Annotated in this window: 9 protein-coding genes; all 9 read left to right on the top strand. The window is 59.6% G+C overall.

Annotated elements, in window-relative coordinates; all coding sequences use genetic code 11:
- Nucleotides 1-25: 25 nt before the first annotated feature.
- The 9 genes from ACVZUB_RS20095 to ACVZUB_RS20055 all read left to right on the top strand — a co-directional run bounded on the left by ACVZUB_RS20095 (nucleotide 26) and on the right by ACVZUB_RS20055 (nucleotide 17,176).
- Complete coding sequence (locus ACVZUB_RS20095) at nucleotides 26-3,598, top strand: tubulin-like doman-containing protein (protein ID WP_162114793.1); 3,573 nt, start codon at nucleotides 26-28, stop codon at nucleotides 3,596-3,598.
- 1 nt (nucleotide 3,599) lies between these two features.
- Nucleotides 3,600-6,335 (top strand): hypothetical protein, encoded by a 2,736-nt coding sequence (locus ACVZUB_RS20090; protein ID WP_081558134.1) that lies wholly within the window; start codon nucleotides 3,600-3,602, stop codon nucleotides 6,333-6,335.
- A gap of 11 nt (nucleotides 6,336-6,346) precedes the next feature.
- Entirely contained in the window at nucleotides 6,347-8,329 is a 1,983-nt protein-coding gene (locus ACVZUB_RS20085; RefSeq protein ID WP_162114794.1) for a SaeA-related protein, read from the top strand.
- Nucleotides 8,326-11,304 carry a GAP1-N2 domain-containing protein gene (locus ACVZUB_RS20080; protein WP_482627695.1) on the top strand — a complete coding sequence of 993 codons (2,979 nt, stop codon included), beginning with the start codon at nucleotides 8,326-8,328 and terminating at the stop codon, nucleotides 11,302-11,304. The genes ACVZUB_RS20085 and ACVZUB_RS20080 overlap by 4 nt, the downstream gene beginning before the upstream one ends.
- A gap of 152 nt (nucleotides 11,305-11,456) precedes the next feature.
- Nucleotides 11,457-12,305, top strand: a complete 849-nt coding sequence (locus ACVZUB_RS20075) for a hypothetical protein (RefSeq protein ID WP_482627694.1) — start codon at nucleotides 11,457-11,459, stop codon at nucleotides 12,303-12,305.
- Nucleotides 12,302-13,471: a TRAFAC clade GTPase domain-containing protein gene (locus tag ACVZUB_RS20070; protein ID WP_081558131.1), complete on the top strand. Its 1,170-nt coding sequence runs from the start codon at nucleotides 12,302-12,304 to the stop codon at nucleotides 13,469-13,471. The genes ACVZUB_RS20075 and ACVZUB_RS20070 overlap by 4 nt, the downstream gene beginning before the upstream one ends.
- Before the next feature lie 4 nt (nucleotides 13,472-13,475).
- Entirely contained in the window at nucleotides 13,476-14,834 is a 1,359-nt protein-coding gene (locus ACVZUB_RS20065; protein ID WP_159419697.1) for a TerD family protein, read from the top strand.
- Nucleotides 14,831-15,445, top strand: a complete 615-nt coding sequence (locus tag ACVZUB_RS20060; RefSeq protein WP_162114796.1) for a hypothetical protein — start codon at nucleotides 14,831-14,833, stop codon at nucleotides 15,443-15,445. Before ACVZUB_RS20065 ends, ACVZUB_RS20060 begins: the two co-directional genes overlap by 4 nt.
- Before the next feature lie 63 nt (nucleotides 15,446-15,508).
- Nucleotides 15,509-17,176 (top strand): DUF4407 domain-containing protein, encoded by a 1,668-nt coding sequence (locus ACVZUB_RS20055; RefSeq protein ID WP_333837286.1) that lies wholly within the window; start codon nucleotides 15,509-15,511, stop codon nucleotides 17,174-17,176.
- Nucleotides 17,177-17,418: the final 242 nt, after the last annotated feature.

Below are 17,418 nucleotides of genomic sequence, written 5' to 3'. Positions count from 1 at the left end.
GCATCATCATTTCGAGAGGATCGGTATGAGGCGTTTCCTGGTAGTAGGTTGCGGTGGTTCGGGAGCAGTCACGCTGTCCTACATGATGGATCAGCTGCGCTCTGATCTCGCCGCCGCTGGTATCGAAAAGATCCCTGCCGGCTGGCAATTCGTGAGCCTCGATGTGCCGACTGCTCCAGAGACTGGGCCCGACGGTCTCAACAACGTGCGCGATCAGGGCGGCACATATTTCGGAAGCGGGCCGCAAGGAGATTCATATGCGGTCCTGGACAACGCACTCTCGAACCAGCTGGTCGCGCGTCAACAGTTGAGCTCGATCGCCACGTGGGCGCCTCGCGATCCGCGGAATGTGCCTGTGCCGATCGGTTCTGGCGCAGGTCAGTTCCGGGCTCTCGGCCGCATGATCACGTTGAGTAAGACAACCGGGATCAGCGAAGTGTTGCAGCGAGCTTGGGACACACTGTTCACGGTGGCGACCGAGACCGAAATGCGCGCGCTCGATGTCCCTGGTGGTGGTTCGTTCGACCCGGGCGAGTCCCCGATCGTACTTGTGGTCTCTTCAATGGCCGGCGGTGCGGGAGCGTCGATGGCTTTGGACGTCTGCCGACTTCTCACCCTCGTACCCCGTCTGGATCCTCGGATGATGGGTGTGTTCATGGTTGCCCCCGACATTTTCGACGGGTTGGGCAAAAGCGCCACTACCGGGGTGAGCGCCAACGCCCTCGCAATGCTCGGGGAAATCGTCGCGAGCCAAATGGGTTCCGCGCGTGAGCACGACGTTGCGATCCTGAAAGCTTTGGGCCAGCAGAACGGTGACGGAGCCGAAGTGCCCTTCGCTCGGGTTTTCCCAGTCGGCCGCCGAGTCGGAACCGAAGGCGCACCGTTCGGTGACGGTTCGCAGAACGCGATCTATCGCGGTCTGGGGCGAGGTCTCTCGGGTCTGATGATGAGTGGTGCCGCTACTCGGCAGTTTATCCAGTACGACTTGACCAACGGTGGTGGGTTGGCGGGGTTGCGCGAGCACATCGGATGGGGCGCCGGGGCATGGGACAGCCTGCCGTGGGGCACTTTCGGGTTCTCGAGTTTGAGTATGGGCCGCGACCGGTACGCCGAGTACGCCGCCCAGCGGCTCGCTCGCAGTAGTGTCGATCGACTGCTGGACGGTCACCTTCAGCGGGGTAACCCGGCGTCCGATGAAGAGCAGGTCAACTCCATCCTCGACAGTCAGTGGCCGTCGATCCTGGCACGTGTCGGACTGTCCGATCGGAATGCAGGAGGTGGTGCTTCACCTGCGAATGTCGGTGGATGGATTACCGGGACTGTGTTGCCTTGGGATGAGGTTGGTCGGATGTCTCGCCAGATCGTCGAAACGCAACTTCGCCCGTTCATTCCGTCCGGGGACGGCATGAACGCCAAGCAGTGGGTTCCCGACGTCCACCATGCTGTTCGTGGGCGTTCTACGGCCTTGCGGACAGCGTCTGACAACGCCGCACTTCTGTACGCTTTCGGGTGGCAAGATCGTATCGTCCACAACATTGAGTCTACGGTCGCCGAAGCCGTGGCCACTCTCGGATTGCCATACGCCACAGCCATTGTCAATCGTATTGCGGTCTATCTGCGCGACGTTATCCGTCCAGCCGCCGAAGATCTGTCGAAGTTGTCACCTGCAGACATCGCAGCTCCGACGCCCGGCGTAACGGGAACCCTCGCAAGCCTCAACGGTACGATCCCGATGAGCCGAGCAGTCATCGATTCTGTGGTCGTCGAATATCAACAGAATGTCAATCGGCAGATATATTCGACCCTCTCAGGCAAGGTCCGCGACGTTGCGGCAGCGCTGGTCCCCGAGATCATGACGCCGCTGTTGACTGCGCTCAACGAGTCTCAGACCGTGTTGCGAATCGCGAGTAAGTCGCCGGCTATCGATGTCGGGCTGGCACGATTGGAGACAGATCAGTACGCAGCGTGGCCGTCCGATGCCGCGGAACGTGTTCCGCAGCGATTTGCCGAGGCCAACAACGAGGTCATGCTGACGCCGTCATCGGAGTTCTTGTCGCAGTACCGAAGTGACCTTCCGATGGCGGTTGCGGACGACTCAGCCGTGCCACCTCCATTCGAATCTGCCGTCCAGATCGCAGCGAGGCGCGTCGTCACGGGACTCTGGCCCACGACCGACGGCTCGCGAGCGCCGGGCCAGGTCGTGCCGTTGATCGAACGGACCGCGACCTGGCGATCCAAAGCGTTTCCAGTCAATCCGTCAACCAACGAAGCGCTCATTCCCTCGGCTGCTCGCTACGACATTCACTTGCGTAGCGGTGAGTTGCTAGGACGTGCCAGGTCATATGTTTCACGGACAGGCGAATCTTTCGACCGGTTCTGCAAAGTCACATTGCGGGACTACATCGTGGCGGCCGGCGTGCCAGAATACGAACTGTCGCAACGAACTTCGCTTCTGATTTCGAAGTTCGGTGAAGCGCTTTCACTGGCTCGTCCTTTGGCCAGCGTCAACCAGCAGGCAATGGAAGCGCTCCATCCGGGTCAGCAGATCGCCTACCGATACAAGTTCTCCGCTGTGCCGTTTCTCAACTTGCCCGTCTCGGACTTGCTGGAGCAGGTGATCAGTCATAATCCGAAGATCGACCGTGAGACCGCGGACGGCTTCGGTCGTGTTCTGACTGACGAGGGCGGGCTCAAAAGGCTCGACATTTTTGGTTCGTACCCGAACTACTCACCGCTTGCTTACGACTCGGTACTCAAGCCGGCCGCGAAACAATGGGCTGACTCGACGCCCTCGCAGCAGGAGGCGTTCTGGTCTATGCGCCGGTCCAGGCCATTGGCAGCCTCGTTGCCGATGCACGAGAACGAGCGCCGTGCGATGACGGCAGGCTGGTTCCTCGGCTTGGTGCTCGGTCGGATCCGAATTCCAGCGCCGCCTTTTATTGAACCTGTCCGCGTGTGGTCAGCGTCCGACAGTGCATGGCTGGACTTCCCCAATCCGTTGCTTACACCTCCATCTCGTTTCGGCGCTAACAACGACTGGTTGCCGGCCGTCCTCGAGTCGGTGCTGCTGGCGATGGCTCAGTCGCATCAGCAGCCGGTGATGTCCTCGCTGTATCCGTATCGGGCGCTGAGATCGATTTATGATGCGACGCTGGAGGATCCGGCGCGCGGGATCAACGAAATCTCAGCAAAGGCCGCGATGACGGACTGGCTGCGCACAGGCGACACACAAACAGGGTGGCCATCAGCGGTACCTGAGTCCGGCCACGCTTCCACGATTGAGGAACGCAGCGCGAAGACTATCGAGTGGCTCGATCGCCTGAACGCATTTGCCGGCCATCACTACATGGCTCCAGGAGAAGGCGGAGCGGCCGGGGGTGGCACCTTTTCCCTGATTACATCTAGGGGTCAAGCTGCCAAGACCCCGATTTTTCGAGACCTCGCACCAGACGTCTTCTGGGCCACGGCCGAATTGTCGTCGATGGTCAAGGAATGCGAAGAGGCAGCGCTCCGGCCGGTTCAAACCGGCATTCCCGCAATGCCTTCGGCCGGTTACGGAGACAACGACATCGTGATTCCCGACTTAGGACAGTTCTGACATGAGTGTGTTGACGGTTTTTCTCGCGTCGAACGGGCCGTCCGACGGCGTACGTGACGTCCTCACGGACCTGTCGGCAGCGGGGCTGCTCGACCCCTTCTTGTGGATCGACGAAGATGAAGGACTCTCCGGTGTCCCGGGTGTGCGTGCCCTGTCGGTCGAAGGCGGTGAGACAGCCAAGGTCGCATTACAGGACGTATTGGCGTCGACGAGGGTTGCGCGGGTCAGGCTCTGTGTCCTGGTGCCCTTCATCGAGGGTGCTCGGACGGTTCGAGTCGATTCCGAACGTGCGGTGGCGGATATGCTGGTGTCCAACTCGGGTAGCGCGCAGCTGGTTCGAATGAGGATGATACTTACTCGCGGTGGTTTACGGGTGCCGGACTCGGCGGCTCCGGCCCTCGCGGGTTGGCACAATCTGTTGATTGCTCCCGAGGATTCGAATGGTCCAGGCATGGGTCACGTATCCCTTTTCCCGACTACGGACCCGATCGAGATCGGACGAAGCGCGGCTCCGGTTGTCGCCGGAATCGCCGGTTTGTGGGCTCACGTTCATCATGCCCCGTTTGACGACATCCATATCGTTCCGGGCGATGCGATTCGCCTGGTGCGTTCGTTCTATCGGAGGTTGGAGACGTCGGGTGCCGAGCACGATCTGCGGGAGCGAGTACTCGATATAGGTGGGCCACTGCCGCTGCCTTTGGATGCGGGCGGCAGCGTGGTCTATGTCGAGGACGTTCCCTTGGCTACCGGGACGATGGCCCAGAACCTGTGGACAAAGCATCGCGGCATGCTCGTCGGGGTTCGTGTGCCGAAACCAACAGACGTGGGGTCGCAGGCGATCGGGCTGTGGCGAGCGTTGGTCATGTTCTTCAGTTTCATGGGTTCAGCTCTGCGCAACGCTCCGATGGCTTTCTACAACCGAGTGTCGAAGGGCATTTCGGGAGCTGTCGCGTCAACGGTCAACTCAGCGGTATTCGGTTCCGATTCATCTGCGTACACGATTGTCGTCAACGGTGTGGGACCCGATGGGCGTTCGGTGAAGTGGAACGATTTCAGTGAAGCGTCCCATCAGATGATGACGGCATTGGATCCAGGAACCGAGAGTCGTCACCACTCCGCAGCCACAGACCTCTCGAGGCTGTGGAACGACTATTGCGCTGGCGCCTTGACTTTGGCGGATGCGGGTGAGCGGTCACAGGGGTTGACACCCATTCAAGTCGGTGCAAATCGCGCCGTCATTCGCACTGCCAGCGATATTGTTCCGGGCAGGGCTCAACGATTCACCGAGGTACCAGGAATCATCGCGGCTAGTACCGGCGTCTCGAGCTTGGACGCTCACGACGTGCTGGCTATCTCCGAATTCCGTTCGCAGTTGCGTGAACTCGAGCAAGATCAAGTTCTGGGCTTGGAAGCTCGTCGAACAGCCAGCGCAGTCGATGCTTGGGGGCAGACCATTCGACGTTCGTACGGATTCGCTTTCGGCCAGATTCTGGCAGGCGGAATACACGCGGCACGTACAGAAGTCAGTGGCTTACTTTCGAGGTTGCGGGCGCACACCGGATTCGAGGACCAGTCCGAGGGCATAAGGATGCGTCAGCGCAGTCTCGCTCGATGGGCACAGGTCATCACCTTCGTCACCGTGCTCATTCTCGGCACTGCAGGGTACGCGACCTACCGTGAAGCGTTGCTTTGGTGGCATCTAACGCTGATCGTGTTGGTGACTGTGCTCGTTTGGTTTTCCAGCTTGTTCATTCTGTTCAACCGAAGCCAGCAAGAACTGTTCCAGATGATCAACAGACAACGAAGAGCTGCGGGTGAATTGGAAGCGGATCAGGTGAACCTTCGCACCGCACTGCGCGACTTGGATCGACTCTCCGCTGCCTATCGCCAGCACGTGTCCTGGAGTGCAGCACTCGGCTCCTTCTTGTCCGAGCCTCTCGGACGGGCGCCGGCAAGGTCGGGGTCGACGCGTCAAATCGACTGGGGGCTGCCACGTTCTGCTGGGATCGGATCAGCGCGACCGGCGCCGGGCCGAATTGCCGAGGTCGCCGAACGACTACGAAGTGAACTATTCACAGTTGGGTGGATGACGTCACCGTGGGACGGATTGACTCGCTCCGCCGGCGATCATGTGGGGGCGCTGGGTCTGGATGTTCGACAGAATCCGGAACTGCTTTATACCAAGCAGGGCACCGGTTCTGGTTCAGCTCTTGACGTGTGGTCTGACAAGTTGGCGGCCGGTGACGTTGTGCTGGACGGTGCGGATGTTGTCTGGGAACGAGCATTAGAAGAACTCGCCGGACCCAAGGCGTCTTTGATTCGCGACCTGGTGGCGTCGGTCGAGGTGCATGACGAGGGGCAGTCGACGATGCAGTCGATCGACGGTTTCATGGCCGGTGTTGGAGTTTCGGGTGAATTCGCGGAAGGCGGATACTTCGATCGGACGATGCTCACGGATCTCGCCTCGACAAGTGGACGCGCGGCGGTATGTGGTGGGCGAGCGAATCAGGTGCGCCTCGGACTGGGATTGATCGCGGTCACCACTCAGTTCAGTGAGGGTCTGTCGCGCGAGGAACTCGAATTCGGTGAGCCGTCCACAACCGTAGACGATGACTATTCGTACGAGATTCCCGTGTCTCCTGATTCTGAAGCACTCGGCGGATTCGGACGTTCGTCCATTGAATCACCTGTTTCCGATCCCTTCCGGGCGCCGTCAATTGACGGCATGAACTTCTGAGGAGTCGAGCGATGAGCGGTCAGGTGCTTGAAGCGCTCCTCCAGTGGAGGACGGGTGCAATTGCCGAAGATCAACTTCAAATCGGGGTGATCAAGGATGCGCATCTCACTCAGATTGCGCGCTCCAACAGGCGAACCACCTCGGAGATCGAATCGATGCTCCCACGCACGGCCAAACCAATGGCCGGCCACATCGCGAACGTAATCGCGGGGGTTCAAGAGAGCGGTTCGGACCGCGACGCAGCGAACCCGGCGCAGGTTTCGCAACCTGCGGAGGCAGTTTCGGCGCCGGCGTCGCCGATCATCGGCAACACGTTGGATCTGACGTCCGACGATTTTTGCGAATTCGACTACTCGACCGACGGGACAAGCGATGCCAAGTTACAGGCGAAGAGGTCCCGGGGTGGGTACCGCATCGCGTGGGAACCGTTTCAGGTCGCCGGAGATCAAGTAGTCGTCTATCGCGTCGTCTCCAGCGAAGAGCACGCCGCATACAAGCCAGAAGTTGGGGAATTACTCGGGTCGACCACGGAAACTTCGCTGACTGATTTGCGGCCACCGAGTTCTGCGGTGCGCTTTGTTCAGGTCTGGTGTCACGTCGGGCGAACTGTCGCCGATGCCGCCTCCGAGCAGCCGACGTTGTTGGGCACCGCTCAGATCATCAGTCCAGTAGTGGATTTGGCGATCTCAGAGGACGAAGGCACCATCATTGGTCGCTGGGACACTTGGCCGGGCGTGACAGTCGTTCGCGTGATGAGGACTTCTCTTTCGGGCGCCCTCGGGTCTGCCGGTCAGGTTCGACTTCACCCCGACGACGACAATCTCGGCGGGTTCGTGGACTCTACCGCCGAGCGTGGTCAGCGCTATCTATATCGGGCGATCTGTGAAGTCCCGGTTGGGAGCGGTACCGAGCTGTCTCCGCCAGTCGAGGAGGTTGTGCAGGTCTCGGTGATTCTGTCACCGGTACTCGATCTTTCGGTCGATACCTACGGCGACGCCGACGAACCACGCTTCGATCTGCAATGGAGCAGCCCTCCAGTTGGCAAGGTTGTCATCTACCGAACCGAAACAGGCCCGAAGCCGGGTGTCGAGGAATCGGTTTTGGCGGAGGGGGCGTTGGAGGCGTCCGGCGGGTTGCCGAGTGATGCTCGCCTGATTCATCCGATCAAGGGTGCACAAACCGGAAACTGCGTGATGGCCGAGGTGTCGTGGCCGCGTGGGTGGACGCGCGCTTACTTCACACCAGTCACGACGCTCGACAACGCGGTCCAGGTTGGTAAGACAGTAACTGCCACAAGACCGTTGGGCGCCGTCCGGCATTTGCGTCTCGTAGAACGCTGTGCCGAGCAACTGCTGACCTTTGCCTGGCCGGAGGGTGCAGCAGCCATCGAGGTTCACGTCAGCAGTCGCGGCATGGATTCGGCAAGTGCGCTGGCACAGCCGGCCGGCCATGAAATCTCAAGGAGCAGATACGAGCGGGACGGGGGTTTGCATTTCCCATCTCAATTGCCCGCCAACGGTTGCTCGGTGCACGTAGTGCCCGTCTCGTACACGGCGGGTAACAAGGTGTTGGGTGCCCCGAGCGTAGTCGACTATCCAGGACTCCTTCGCGTGCAATACGACATCATCGCGCGCAGCGCAGGTTTGGTGCTCGACATTGCATTGGCTCCGGAGCGCGACACGCATGGTTCGCCACCATTCATCCTGGTCTACAACGCAAATCGACTGCCGCTGAGTTCGATGGACGGAACCGCGGTCGATGTGTGGGCAGCGGGTACGGACGGAGGTGGGCGTGCGAAGCAGTTCCAGCCGGTACAGCTCAATCGAGCGGACCGGGGAGTGACGTGGAGTGCCGACGTTCGAGGACTCTACGGTTACGTCCGTCTCTTTGCCGATCTACTGCCGACGCATCGAAGCACTTTTGCACTGATCGACCCAGCTGTCGAGAAGCTCTGGGTTGACGGACGCGAAATTGCGGGCGGGCAAACAGGATGACCACTGGCGGCTTCTCGGAAACCGACTTCACGACCGGAGCCCTGGCGGGCGATCAGCGAGCAGTCCCTCGTTTCGGTCAGTTGACATATACGTCGTTCGATCGACCGACGGCTGGACGGGGTCAGGTACTCGGCGGCTGGCAGGTCAAGGCTGTTGCAGGCGGGCTCGATGAGTTCGAGCAAGATGCGGTGCGCGTCGGTATCAACACCCGGTTCGAGACTGTGGTTGCGCTACCGACGTTTCCGACGCAAGAAGAAATCGAAGGTCGGCCACGGCGTTTGCACTACGGCCCACTGATCGGCGACAGCGTCGCATATTGGCATTCTGTGCAGGCGGGTTCCGACGCATCGGGTCGACCAGGCAACGTCTTTGTGCACGTGCTCGTCGATCGAGCCCCACTGCTTTCAGCGCTTCGCAGGCCGATTTCGCTGTGGCGCTCGTCGGGGTGGTTGACACCGTTCGGAGCAGAGCTCGTGGCTCGATCCGAACTCGTCGAGACAGAGCCTTTTCCGGAGGGGGAGGTCCTCGAGCTGTCGAGGATCGTGAACTTCGTGCTTGATCCGGGTGTGTGGCGGATCGGCGTGCTCTCTGTGTTGCTCGATGCCGTTCACGAAGCGATCGTCAAGCGGGGCACTGTCATTCTCGGCGTCGAGGATCCGGATCGTGGCGCGTTGTGGGTTGGCGCGGTGAGTGCCTTGATGGCGTCGTCAGCTGCTGCGCGATTCTACTTCTCGACCTACGAACGTCACCCAAGTCGGGAAGACCTCGAAGCATTGAACGCGCATCTGGTGTGTGTGCCGATTGAAGATCTTGCGGAGCTCGAGCTCCCGGGAAGTGTTGTCGTACTGAGCGAGCTCGAGACACCCTCGTTGGGCGAGTTGGATAGCTCGGACGGAGCCAACCACGAATCTCACCGCACCGAACGTGATGCAGAAGTCGAGGTGACGGAATGGTCGGTCTTAGCGCAGACGGTATTTCTGGACCCGGATACCGCAGTCGAGGCGTTGACGCAGTTGGATGACATCGCTGAAGCCGGCCCTGTTCCCATCGCTGAAACCGCGTGGCCATTGGCCGAGCTCGTCATGCGCAACGACATCTTCAGTGACGCTCAGAGCGAGGCACGCCGTGTGATCGATCGCGTTCAGGCACCAGTTCGCCGTATCGGATCCGAGCAACCGGTGGCTCTGTCGATTGCGCAAACCGGAACCGCATATCACGGATCTCGGCAGGACCCATTCGACGGTAGCGGCGGAGATGCTCCGTCAGTCGTGCCATCCGGCGCGATTCAACAGGAACAACGCGTTTCGGAGGGGTATCTTGGCATCCTCGCGATGCCGAATCTCACGCCGGAGCAATCCGAAGCGCGATGGTTTCGATTTCTCGGAATCGTTCGCGAAACCCCGGGATGGTCGACGAGAGGCTTCGATTTCCGGAACATCTTTGGAAGGCTGGGCGCTCGGCCGACTCCCGAGCTGCTACGAACGGTGCAATCGGTCGCCCATGGTTTCCTCGATCAGCTGAGTATCAAGGCAATGCCTGCGCGGTCGGCTAATTCGCAGTCGGTGGAGATCGAAATCGTTCGTTTCGCTGACTTGATCATGAACGCGGGGTTGTTCGACGAAGGGATCGAAGCTCCCGTCCGGGCACTGATTGTCCGTGCGGTCGTTCCTTTGCTTCTCGATGAGTCGACAGTGCAGACATTCACCGCTTCAGTTGGTGCGATCAGCGTTCCGCTACGACAGCTGATCCGTGGGTGCGTTGTCGACGAGCGAGTGAATGGGTCATTTACTGTTCGGCCACTGGGCTTTCGGGTACCTCGTGCAGCGATCGTATGGATGCTGCCTACCGAAGATGTGCAAATTGACGGTGGGATTCGCGGTAACGCGACGGCGGTTGAGGAGCCGACAGTCGCGTTGGTGGCGGACCTGGTACTTCGTACGGTCGCGGATTCACCTCGCTGTCACCTAGGCGAGTGGTCTCCGTTTGTGCCTCTAGCGCTGTGGCGGGTGCTGTGGGAGAGCCGAACGAAGAATGACGCTGAAGCGGCCCAGTCGTACTTTGTAGGTGATGCGACGAGTTTGTTCTTGCCGGAGTACCTGCTGCACGAAGATTTGTTGACTCTTGCTCAACGATTCCCCGATGTTGTTCCTCCACGATACCTACAGTCGACGATTATCTCATCGCGGCAACCGCCTGAAATCGGTTTCGTCTGTGCGAATTTGGTGCGAGAAGCGGAGGTCGGACGATTGGCGTTGACGATTGGTCTGCGTGATGTCCACGGCGACGCGACGGCGCTGTCCTGGGCGCACGTACGACTGGTTGATCGATGGGCATCCTCGGGATTCGCGGAGTTGGAGCGGGTGGTGGACCTCATGCGCCCGGCGCTGATCAGCTTCTGCCGGATGAACGCCGCGGAGATCGCTGAATTGTCGAGAGACGTTCTGGATCGGTTGGTGGTGTTGCTTTTCGCTTCACGCTGGGCGCGCGATCGATGTGCTGCGCCACATGTTCCATTTGTGGGTGACGCACAGATCAGCGGCTTGAGACACTCGATTCTGGGGCCGAGCGACTACGCGAGATCGAACATCGCCGAGCTGATCAGGTCAGGAATTATCGATCGTGAGTGGCTCCTGGTGACCGTGATGTTTCTGACGGACGGCGCCCCAGGGCAGGCACGCCGTCGTCCCGACCTATTGACCAGTCTGGGGTTGGGTAGCGAGAACGGGGCCGGGTTGTTGGAATCCTTGGCGCGGGAATCGCTCTCGGATCTACGAGGGTTCGGCGATGAAGTGTTGTCCCCGATCGCAGATATGTTTCGTGAAGAAGTGCGCCGCAGGCCGAATGTGGATTCGCAAGCCGCAATCGCAAAGTACCGACCTTTTGTCTGGCAATGGTTCGAGCACTTGGTTATGCCCACATCTGAATGGGAACATTCGCAAGGCCCACTGGGTCGTCTCGGAAAGGACAAAACCTGATGCCTGCATATGTGCTTGATGGGGCTGGGAGAGTAGATCTCCCACGCCGGCCGTTGGCTGTCACTGCCGACGCAGGAGCAGTTAGTATAGAGCTTTCGGCGACGGCGCAATCCGGCGGATCGGCGGGTGCCGTGCATCCGCGGGCGGGGCTGATGATTCTTCCCCGTATTGCCGACGTGACAACCGTGTCCGCTCGACCAGGAAATGGACTCATCGCGTTTCCTCAGGGAACGATTCTGCGTGTGGCGATAAGCGTCGACAGTCAGAACGACCCGGATCCCGATCGTGCGGAACTTCGTCCAATGGATGTTTCGGGTCTGCATCGTGCCGATCTGGCAATTATCTCGGTGGGAGTATCCTCGCTTGAAATCGCCTCGAGGCGAACGGAAATCGATGTGGCCTTGGGTGAGTTGGCGGCAGTCGCGCGATCGAGTGCCCGTGGCGTACTGCGCACCGATCGACTTCGTGATGCCGATGGATACGCGGTGAGCATTGATATTGACAGTTCTATGTCGATGCTACCGAGATTCGATGATTTCAGTGCGGCGGCGATCGTCGATCTTCTGGCAGGTGTGTCCACCGTGCTGGGTGACACCGCGCCGATGGTTTCGATTCTGGGCGTGCGGTTGAATACAGTTCCCGAATGTGACCTGCGTGAGCTTCGTTCGGTCGTACAGGAGGTTTTGGATTCCGTACCCCTGGGAGTTGGATTCCGATCCGTACTTTCTGCGCAGGCAGCAACGGTGAGGCGCATGGTCTACACGATTACCGACGGTGTGCCTGCGGATCTCGGTATCGCCGAGGCTGATCCGCTGATCACCCGTGTCCTGGTGCTCCTTACGGAAGCAGTTCCGGAGGTTGTTCCTACTGGCGCTTCTATGGTTGTAATCTCTCCGCGGGTCGTATCGACACTCGCCTCGGACCCGAGTGAATTATCCCGGATTGTAACACAATTACTGTCACCAGTCATGACTGGTTCGAATCCGGGTGGTTTCTCGTGAGTAAATGCCCACGCTGCTTCGTCAGCCTGACGCCTGATCACTTTGCCTGGACGCTGGTGTCTGGTACAGCTACCGAGGCGGACCCGATTGCCGGGGCATTTCATGGTGGTCAAGTTCTTTCACGCAAGATCGTCAAACTGCGTCGACCGGCCGACGCCCACGCGGGCTGGGCGCCCCCGCCGCAATATGCCGAACTCGAACTCGGTGGACCCGCCCGCGAAGTATGTCCAACATGTCACTATGTCCTCGTCGACGGGTGGCGAAATGCACAAGTCACGTGTATCGCGATGGCCGGTGCGCGAGCGACGGGCAAGACGGTCTACATTGCAGTACTGATCAAGCAATTGCAGTTGCTGGGAGAATCTTTCAACGCCGTAGTCGAACCATTCGACAGCACAACGGAAGCCACGTATCGAGATCATTACGAAGCGCCGCTGTATGAGGCTCGTGGAATCCTGGAAGCCACCCCAGCCGCCCACACCGGAAATCCCTACCAGCGTGACCCGTTGATCTTCAGCCTCGGGCATTGGAACAACGTGTCCCAGATCCTGGTAATCCGTGACGTTGCGGGAGAGGATCTCGAGAACCCTGAGAATGCGCGGGCCCCATGGCTCCAGTTCTTCACACATGCCGACGGCGTACTTTTCATGTTCGATCCACTCAAGGTGGAGGCGGTCACCAACCAACTCCACGATCTCTTGCCTTCACAAGAGCGTGTCGGCGGAGATCCCAGGACGGTACTTCGCACTGTCCTCGGGATTGTTGGGCTGGGCACTCCCAATTTGGCTATTATCTTGTCGAAATTTGATGCACTGCAAGCCCTTCAGTACGTAGAAGGCAGCGAGTGGAGTCGAATCATGTCGAATCCGGGTGCCGCGTTCTCACGTGATTTCAGTCTCCGTCCGGCCCCCTACCACGACGGTGACGGCCAGCTTCTCAACCAGGAGGTTCGCAGTCTGCTCAAGAAGCTCGACGCAACGCCAATGGTGATGTCGGTGGACCAACCTCACACAGGTCGTCCATTGGCCAATCGATATTTCGCGGTCTCTGCATTGGGGGAGTCTCCGGTCGGTGACCGTTTGCATGCCAGCGGAATTACGCCTTTCAGATGTCTCGATCCGGTTCGCTGGGTGCTCGCAACCCGCGGCGTGTGGCACTGGCAGTGACCTCATGACTCAATCGGTTCCTGGGGCGAGTGCACCTACGAGCTCCCAGATTCTCGATTTCCTCCTCGAAGCGGGTACTTGGCGAACAGGCCTACTAAGTCTGCTGCTCGACGCCGTCGGCGCGGCAATGGACGGTGGTTCCGTTGTCGTTCTCGGTGTACGTGACGACACCGTAGCCGGGCTGTGGCGTGGAGCGGTGTCGATGTTTCTCGCTCCGAGTTCGGCCGAACAGTTCCGATGGCAGCACGCGGAGGGCCGTGGATCAGTGGGCGAGGAAGTGCACCTCGTTACGGTCGCGCTCACAGAGCTCACTGGATGGGCAGAAGCGAGCACCGGGGTGGTGATCGGCGAGGAGGACAATTGCAGTCTCGGGGAGTTGTCGGTCGACGGCCACCAGACTGAACGCGGGACGTCCGTGACCGTCACCCAGTGGTCCCTGCTGGCCGAGGCTCTGATCGTCGACCATGAAACTGCGCTTGCAGCGCTCGCTCTTCAGGAGAAGATCGATAAGAAGTTCGCAGACGAAAGTGTTTATCGATTGTGGCCATTGGCGATGACGGTGGCATCCACACCGGAGATGCACGATTCCATGTCCAGTGCGGCGAATGTCATACGCGCGCATTCGCCAAAGTCACTGTGTGGCGAGTCCGAATTGTTCAACATCGCAGTCGGAGCTGTGGCAAATGTGTACGGCCGCGAAAGTGCAGCCATGTGGCGCGACCAAATGGTCGCCCCGGCCATTCCTGAGCCGGTAGTGGCGAGTACGGCGGTCACTTCCTCCGGCGGCGTAAGCGACAGTGAGGCTACGGATTCTGTTGCCAGCCAATCGAAACTCCGCAGTCTGGTGATGGGTGAGGTCATGGACCTTTCGCCGGACGCCCTTCGATGGGGTTGTTCGGTGTCGTGGACGCAGCCGGCGGTGAACTCGCTCGAGGTCGACGTCGTCGTGTTCCTCCTGGACGAGAACCGCAAGGTCAGCAATGACGAGGATTTTATCTTCTACAACGCTCCGGTAGGTGGGAACGGGGCCGTGAAACTGTCGGTGCTGCGCCCTGACATGCAGCGTGTGGATCTCGATCTCGGCGTGTTGGCCTCGCGGTATCACCGAGTGGCGCTGGGAATCGTCATCACCGGTGAAGGGTCGTTCAGTTCCTTGAACCCTTTGCGAATGATTCTGACGGACAACGAGATCCCGATTGCAGACTCGTTCTGTGCGCACGGTACCACTGAGCAAGCGATGATCGTCGGCGAGTTCTACACCCGAGCCGGCCGCTGGCGTGTGCGTTCGGTATGGCAGGGCTTCGACGGAGGACTTGCCGAATTGGCAACATCATACGGCGTCGTCGTGGACGGCCACGGGTGATCGAGACAGCTGTCCGCCGTCTGACCGCGATAGGTGGATACCTGGCCAACCCCTATTCGGCGTCTGTCTTGGTGGTCACGATGATGCCAGTGTTGTCGGTGATCGCACTCGGATCCCTCGTTTGGCGTCCTCTTGGATACATATTTGCTTTGTTCACACCCATCTACGTGCGAAACCTGCACCGCTGGATCAAATCCGGGCTGCAGAGGCTCGGTTCGAGAACAGGCGGCGGCACGACTCGTCGGGTGCTCACCTATGCAGTCCTTGTGGTTCTGGCCGGAGCACTGTCCATTCCTGTGGTGCAAGTGTTCTTCCGTGGCGATCTCGGAGCGATGTCTGCTCCATCGGTCGTGGCAGAGATGACCGACAAATGGAGAGATGATCAGACGCCACACGCAGTCTACGGCGCCACGCCGACGTGGCCGTCGTACGCACCTTGCCAGTTCATCCAGTCCTGGACTGGCCCGACCGCGGCCAGTTCCTGCTACTCGACTGTAGGGTATTTGCGATTGTGGCAGATGCCTACCGCGGTGCCGATGTTGTTCTCTCTCAGCATGATCTACGTTCTTTTCCCTCTCGCTCTGGCCAGATTCGGTCATCGCAACAAGTAGCCCGAGGATTTACTCGCAGGCATTGACCCGAGGATTTACTCGCAGGCATTGAAATGGATCGGTATGACTAAGAAGTATTATCTTGCGCGCCTAGCGGGCTCACGTGTCGATGTCTTGGCGAAGCTTCCAGGATCGGTTGCCAAGCAGACAGCGATGGGGTCGGTGTTGTTGACGACCGCGGGTTTTGCGGCGATCTCGGCTGCGTACGCGTTGTCTATCACCGGTATCGCAACTGGATGGGCGGCCATCGCGGGTGGTGTGGTGTGGGGACTTGCGATTCTCAATCTCGACCGACTCTTGGTGATCGGGTTATCGCACGAGAAGCGAATCGGCCGTAGTTTGATGCTCGCAATTCCTCGGGTCGTGTTGGCGATCGTCATCGGTTTCGTCATCTCAACTCCGTTGATGCTCAAGGTATTCGAGAGTGAGATCGAGACGCAGCTCAACCGCAATATACTCGCCTCGCAGGAAGAATTGCGGACGGATCTCAAGGATTCGACGTTGAGTTCCGACCTCGCGGACGCGGAGGCGCAACTGGCTCGAATGCGCGCACTAATCAATGCGGGGCCTACCGCCGATCCGGCGGCAAACCCGGAGGTCGGATTGGTGCAGGCGGAGATAGACAAGCTCGGGGCGACCGCCTCAAAGCAGAAGGCAGATGCCGACAGTGCGCGCACACGAGCGCTCGCGGAAGAAGAAGGTTCAGCGGGTACCGGGGTGCCAGGATGTGCGGCGTTGTGTCTCGAGAAGAAACGACTCGCCGAAGACGCCGAGCGATTGTGGCAAGACACTCTCGAACAAATGAAGGTCAAGGAGGGCGAGAAAGCCAGCATCATCGAGCGGCTGAAAACGACTCTGTTGGAGGAAAGTACGAAGGCCGTAGCCGACGCGGAGAAGGATTTGCCGACTGCGGAGCAGAGTGTCGAGACGTTACGTTCTCAGGTCGACAGCGCACAGAACGGTTCCTACGCACTTGAACAGGCGAACAAGGGAATTATCGCCCGACTCAAGGCACTCAACGACCTGTCTGGTAGCGACGGAACGGCGAGCATGGCGCACTTGGCAGTGTCTATCCTCTTCATGCTTGTCGAACTTCTTCCGGTTTTATTCAAGGTGATGTCGAATGCGGGAACCCGCACGCCCTACGACGAATTGGTAGAAGCCTTCGAAGAGGAGGAAAAGCGTGATGCGACCGAGGACATCGATACCCGCAAGCGAGTGGCAGAGTTCCGCAGGGACGCCGAATTCGAGGCTGAACAAGATCGCATAAACAAGCAGCAAGAGACTGTTCTGAAAGTCAACGAGACCGTAGTCGCGCATCAAACGGAAGTTGTCGACGACGCTCTCGAGCAGTGGAGCCGTCACGCGAAGCGGGTATCTGCCGAGCGACTGAGGGAATGGGAGAGAGAGCTGGTGGGTGGACCACCAGTCCGGCCTGATGGCCACTCCGGCGCCGAAAGTGACCAGTCGAATTCTCGGATTGAAACGTCCCAGCCTGCCGCCGAGCAGACTGCCACGATGTGGCCGTTGGCTGCGACAGGACCAGTAGTGCTCGACAAGCCGCATGCTTCTTCATCCATCGGCACTGCCAGTCGAGTGGGCGGAAGCTACCCGCAAAGTCCCGCGCCAGGCGGTGTGTCCGCCGGTCCGTTGCCGCACTGGATGTCCGACACGACGTGGGCTAATGGCCCAGCAGCGCATCTGCAGCCACCGGAGTCGATGCAACAATGATCGAAGATTTCGAGATCGAGACGATGATCCGATCCCACATCGACGTTCGGTCCCTTGCGGATGATGGCATGTCACAGACTTTCGAATACATTGCACAACTGACTGACTGGTTCAGTGACGAGTGCGCCCGTCGGCCAATTTTGTCGGACCTGCTTGTGCTCAGCGTTTCTCGCTCCGGTGGAGGTGCGTCCTTCGACAGTCTCGTGGACTGTGTTTACGGCCATCCAGGGCCAAGGCGCCGA

It is taken from the genome of Rhodococcus sp. OS5 (assembly GCF_056837585.1).
This window is presented reverse-complemented; position numbering and strand designations above follow the sequence as displayed.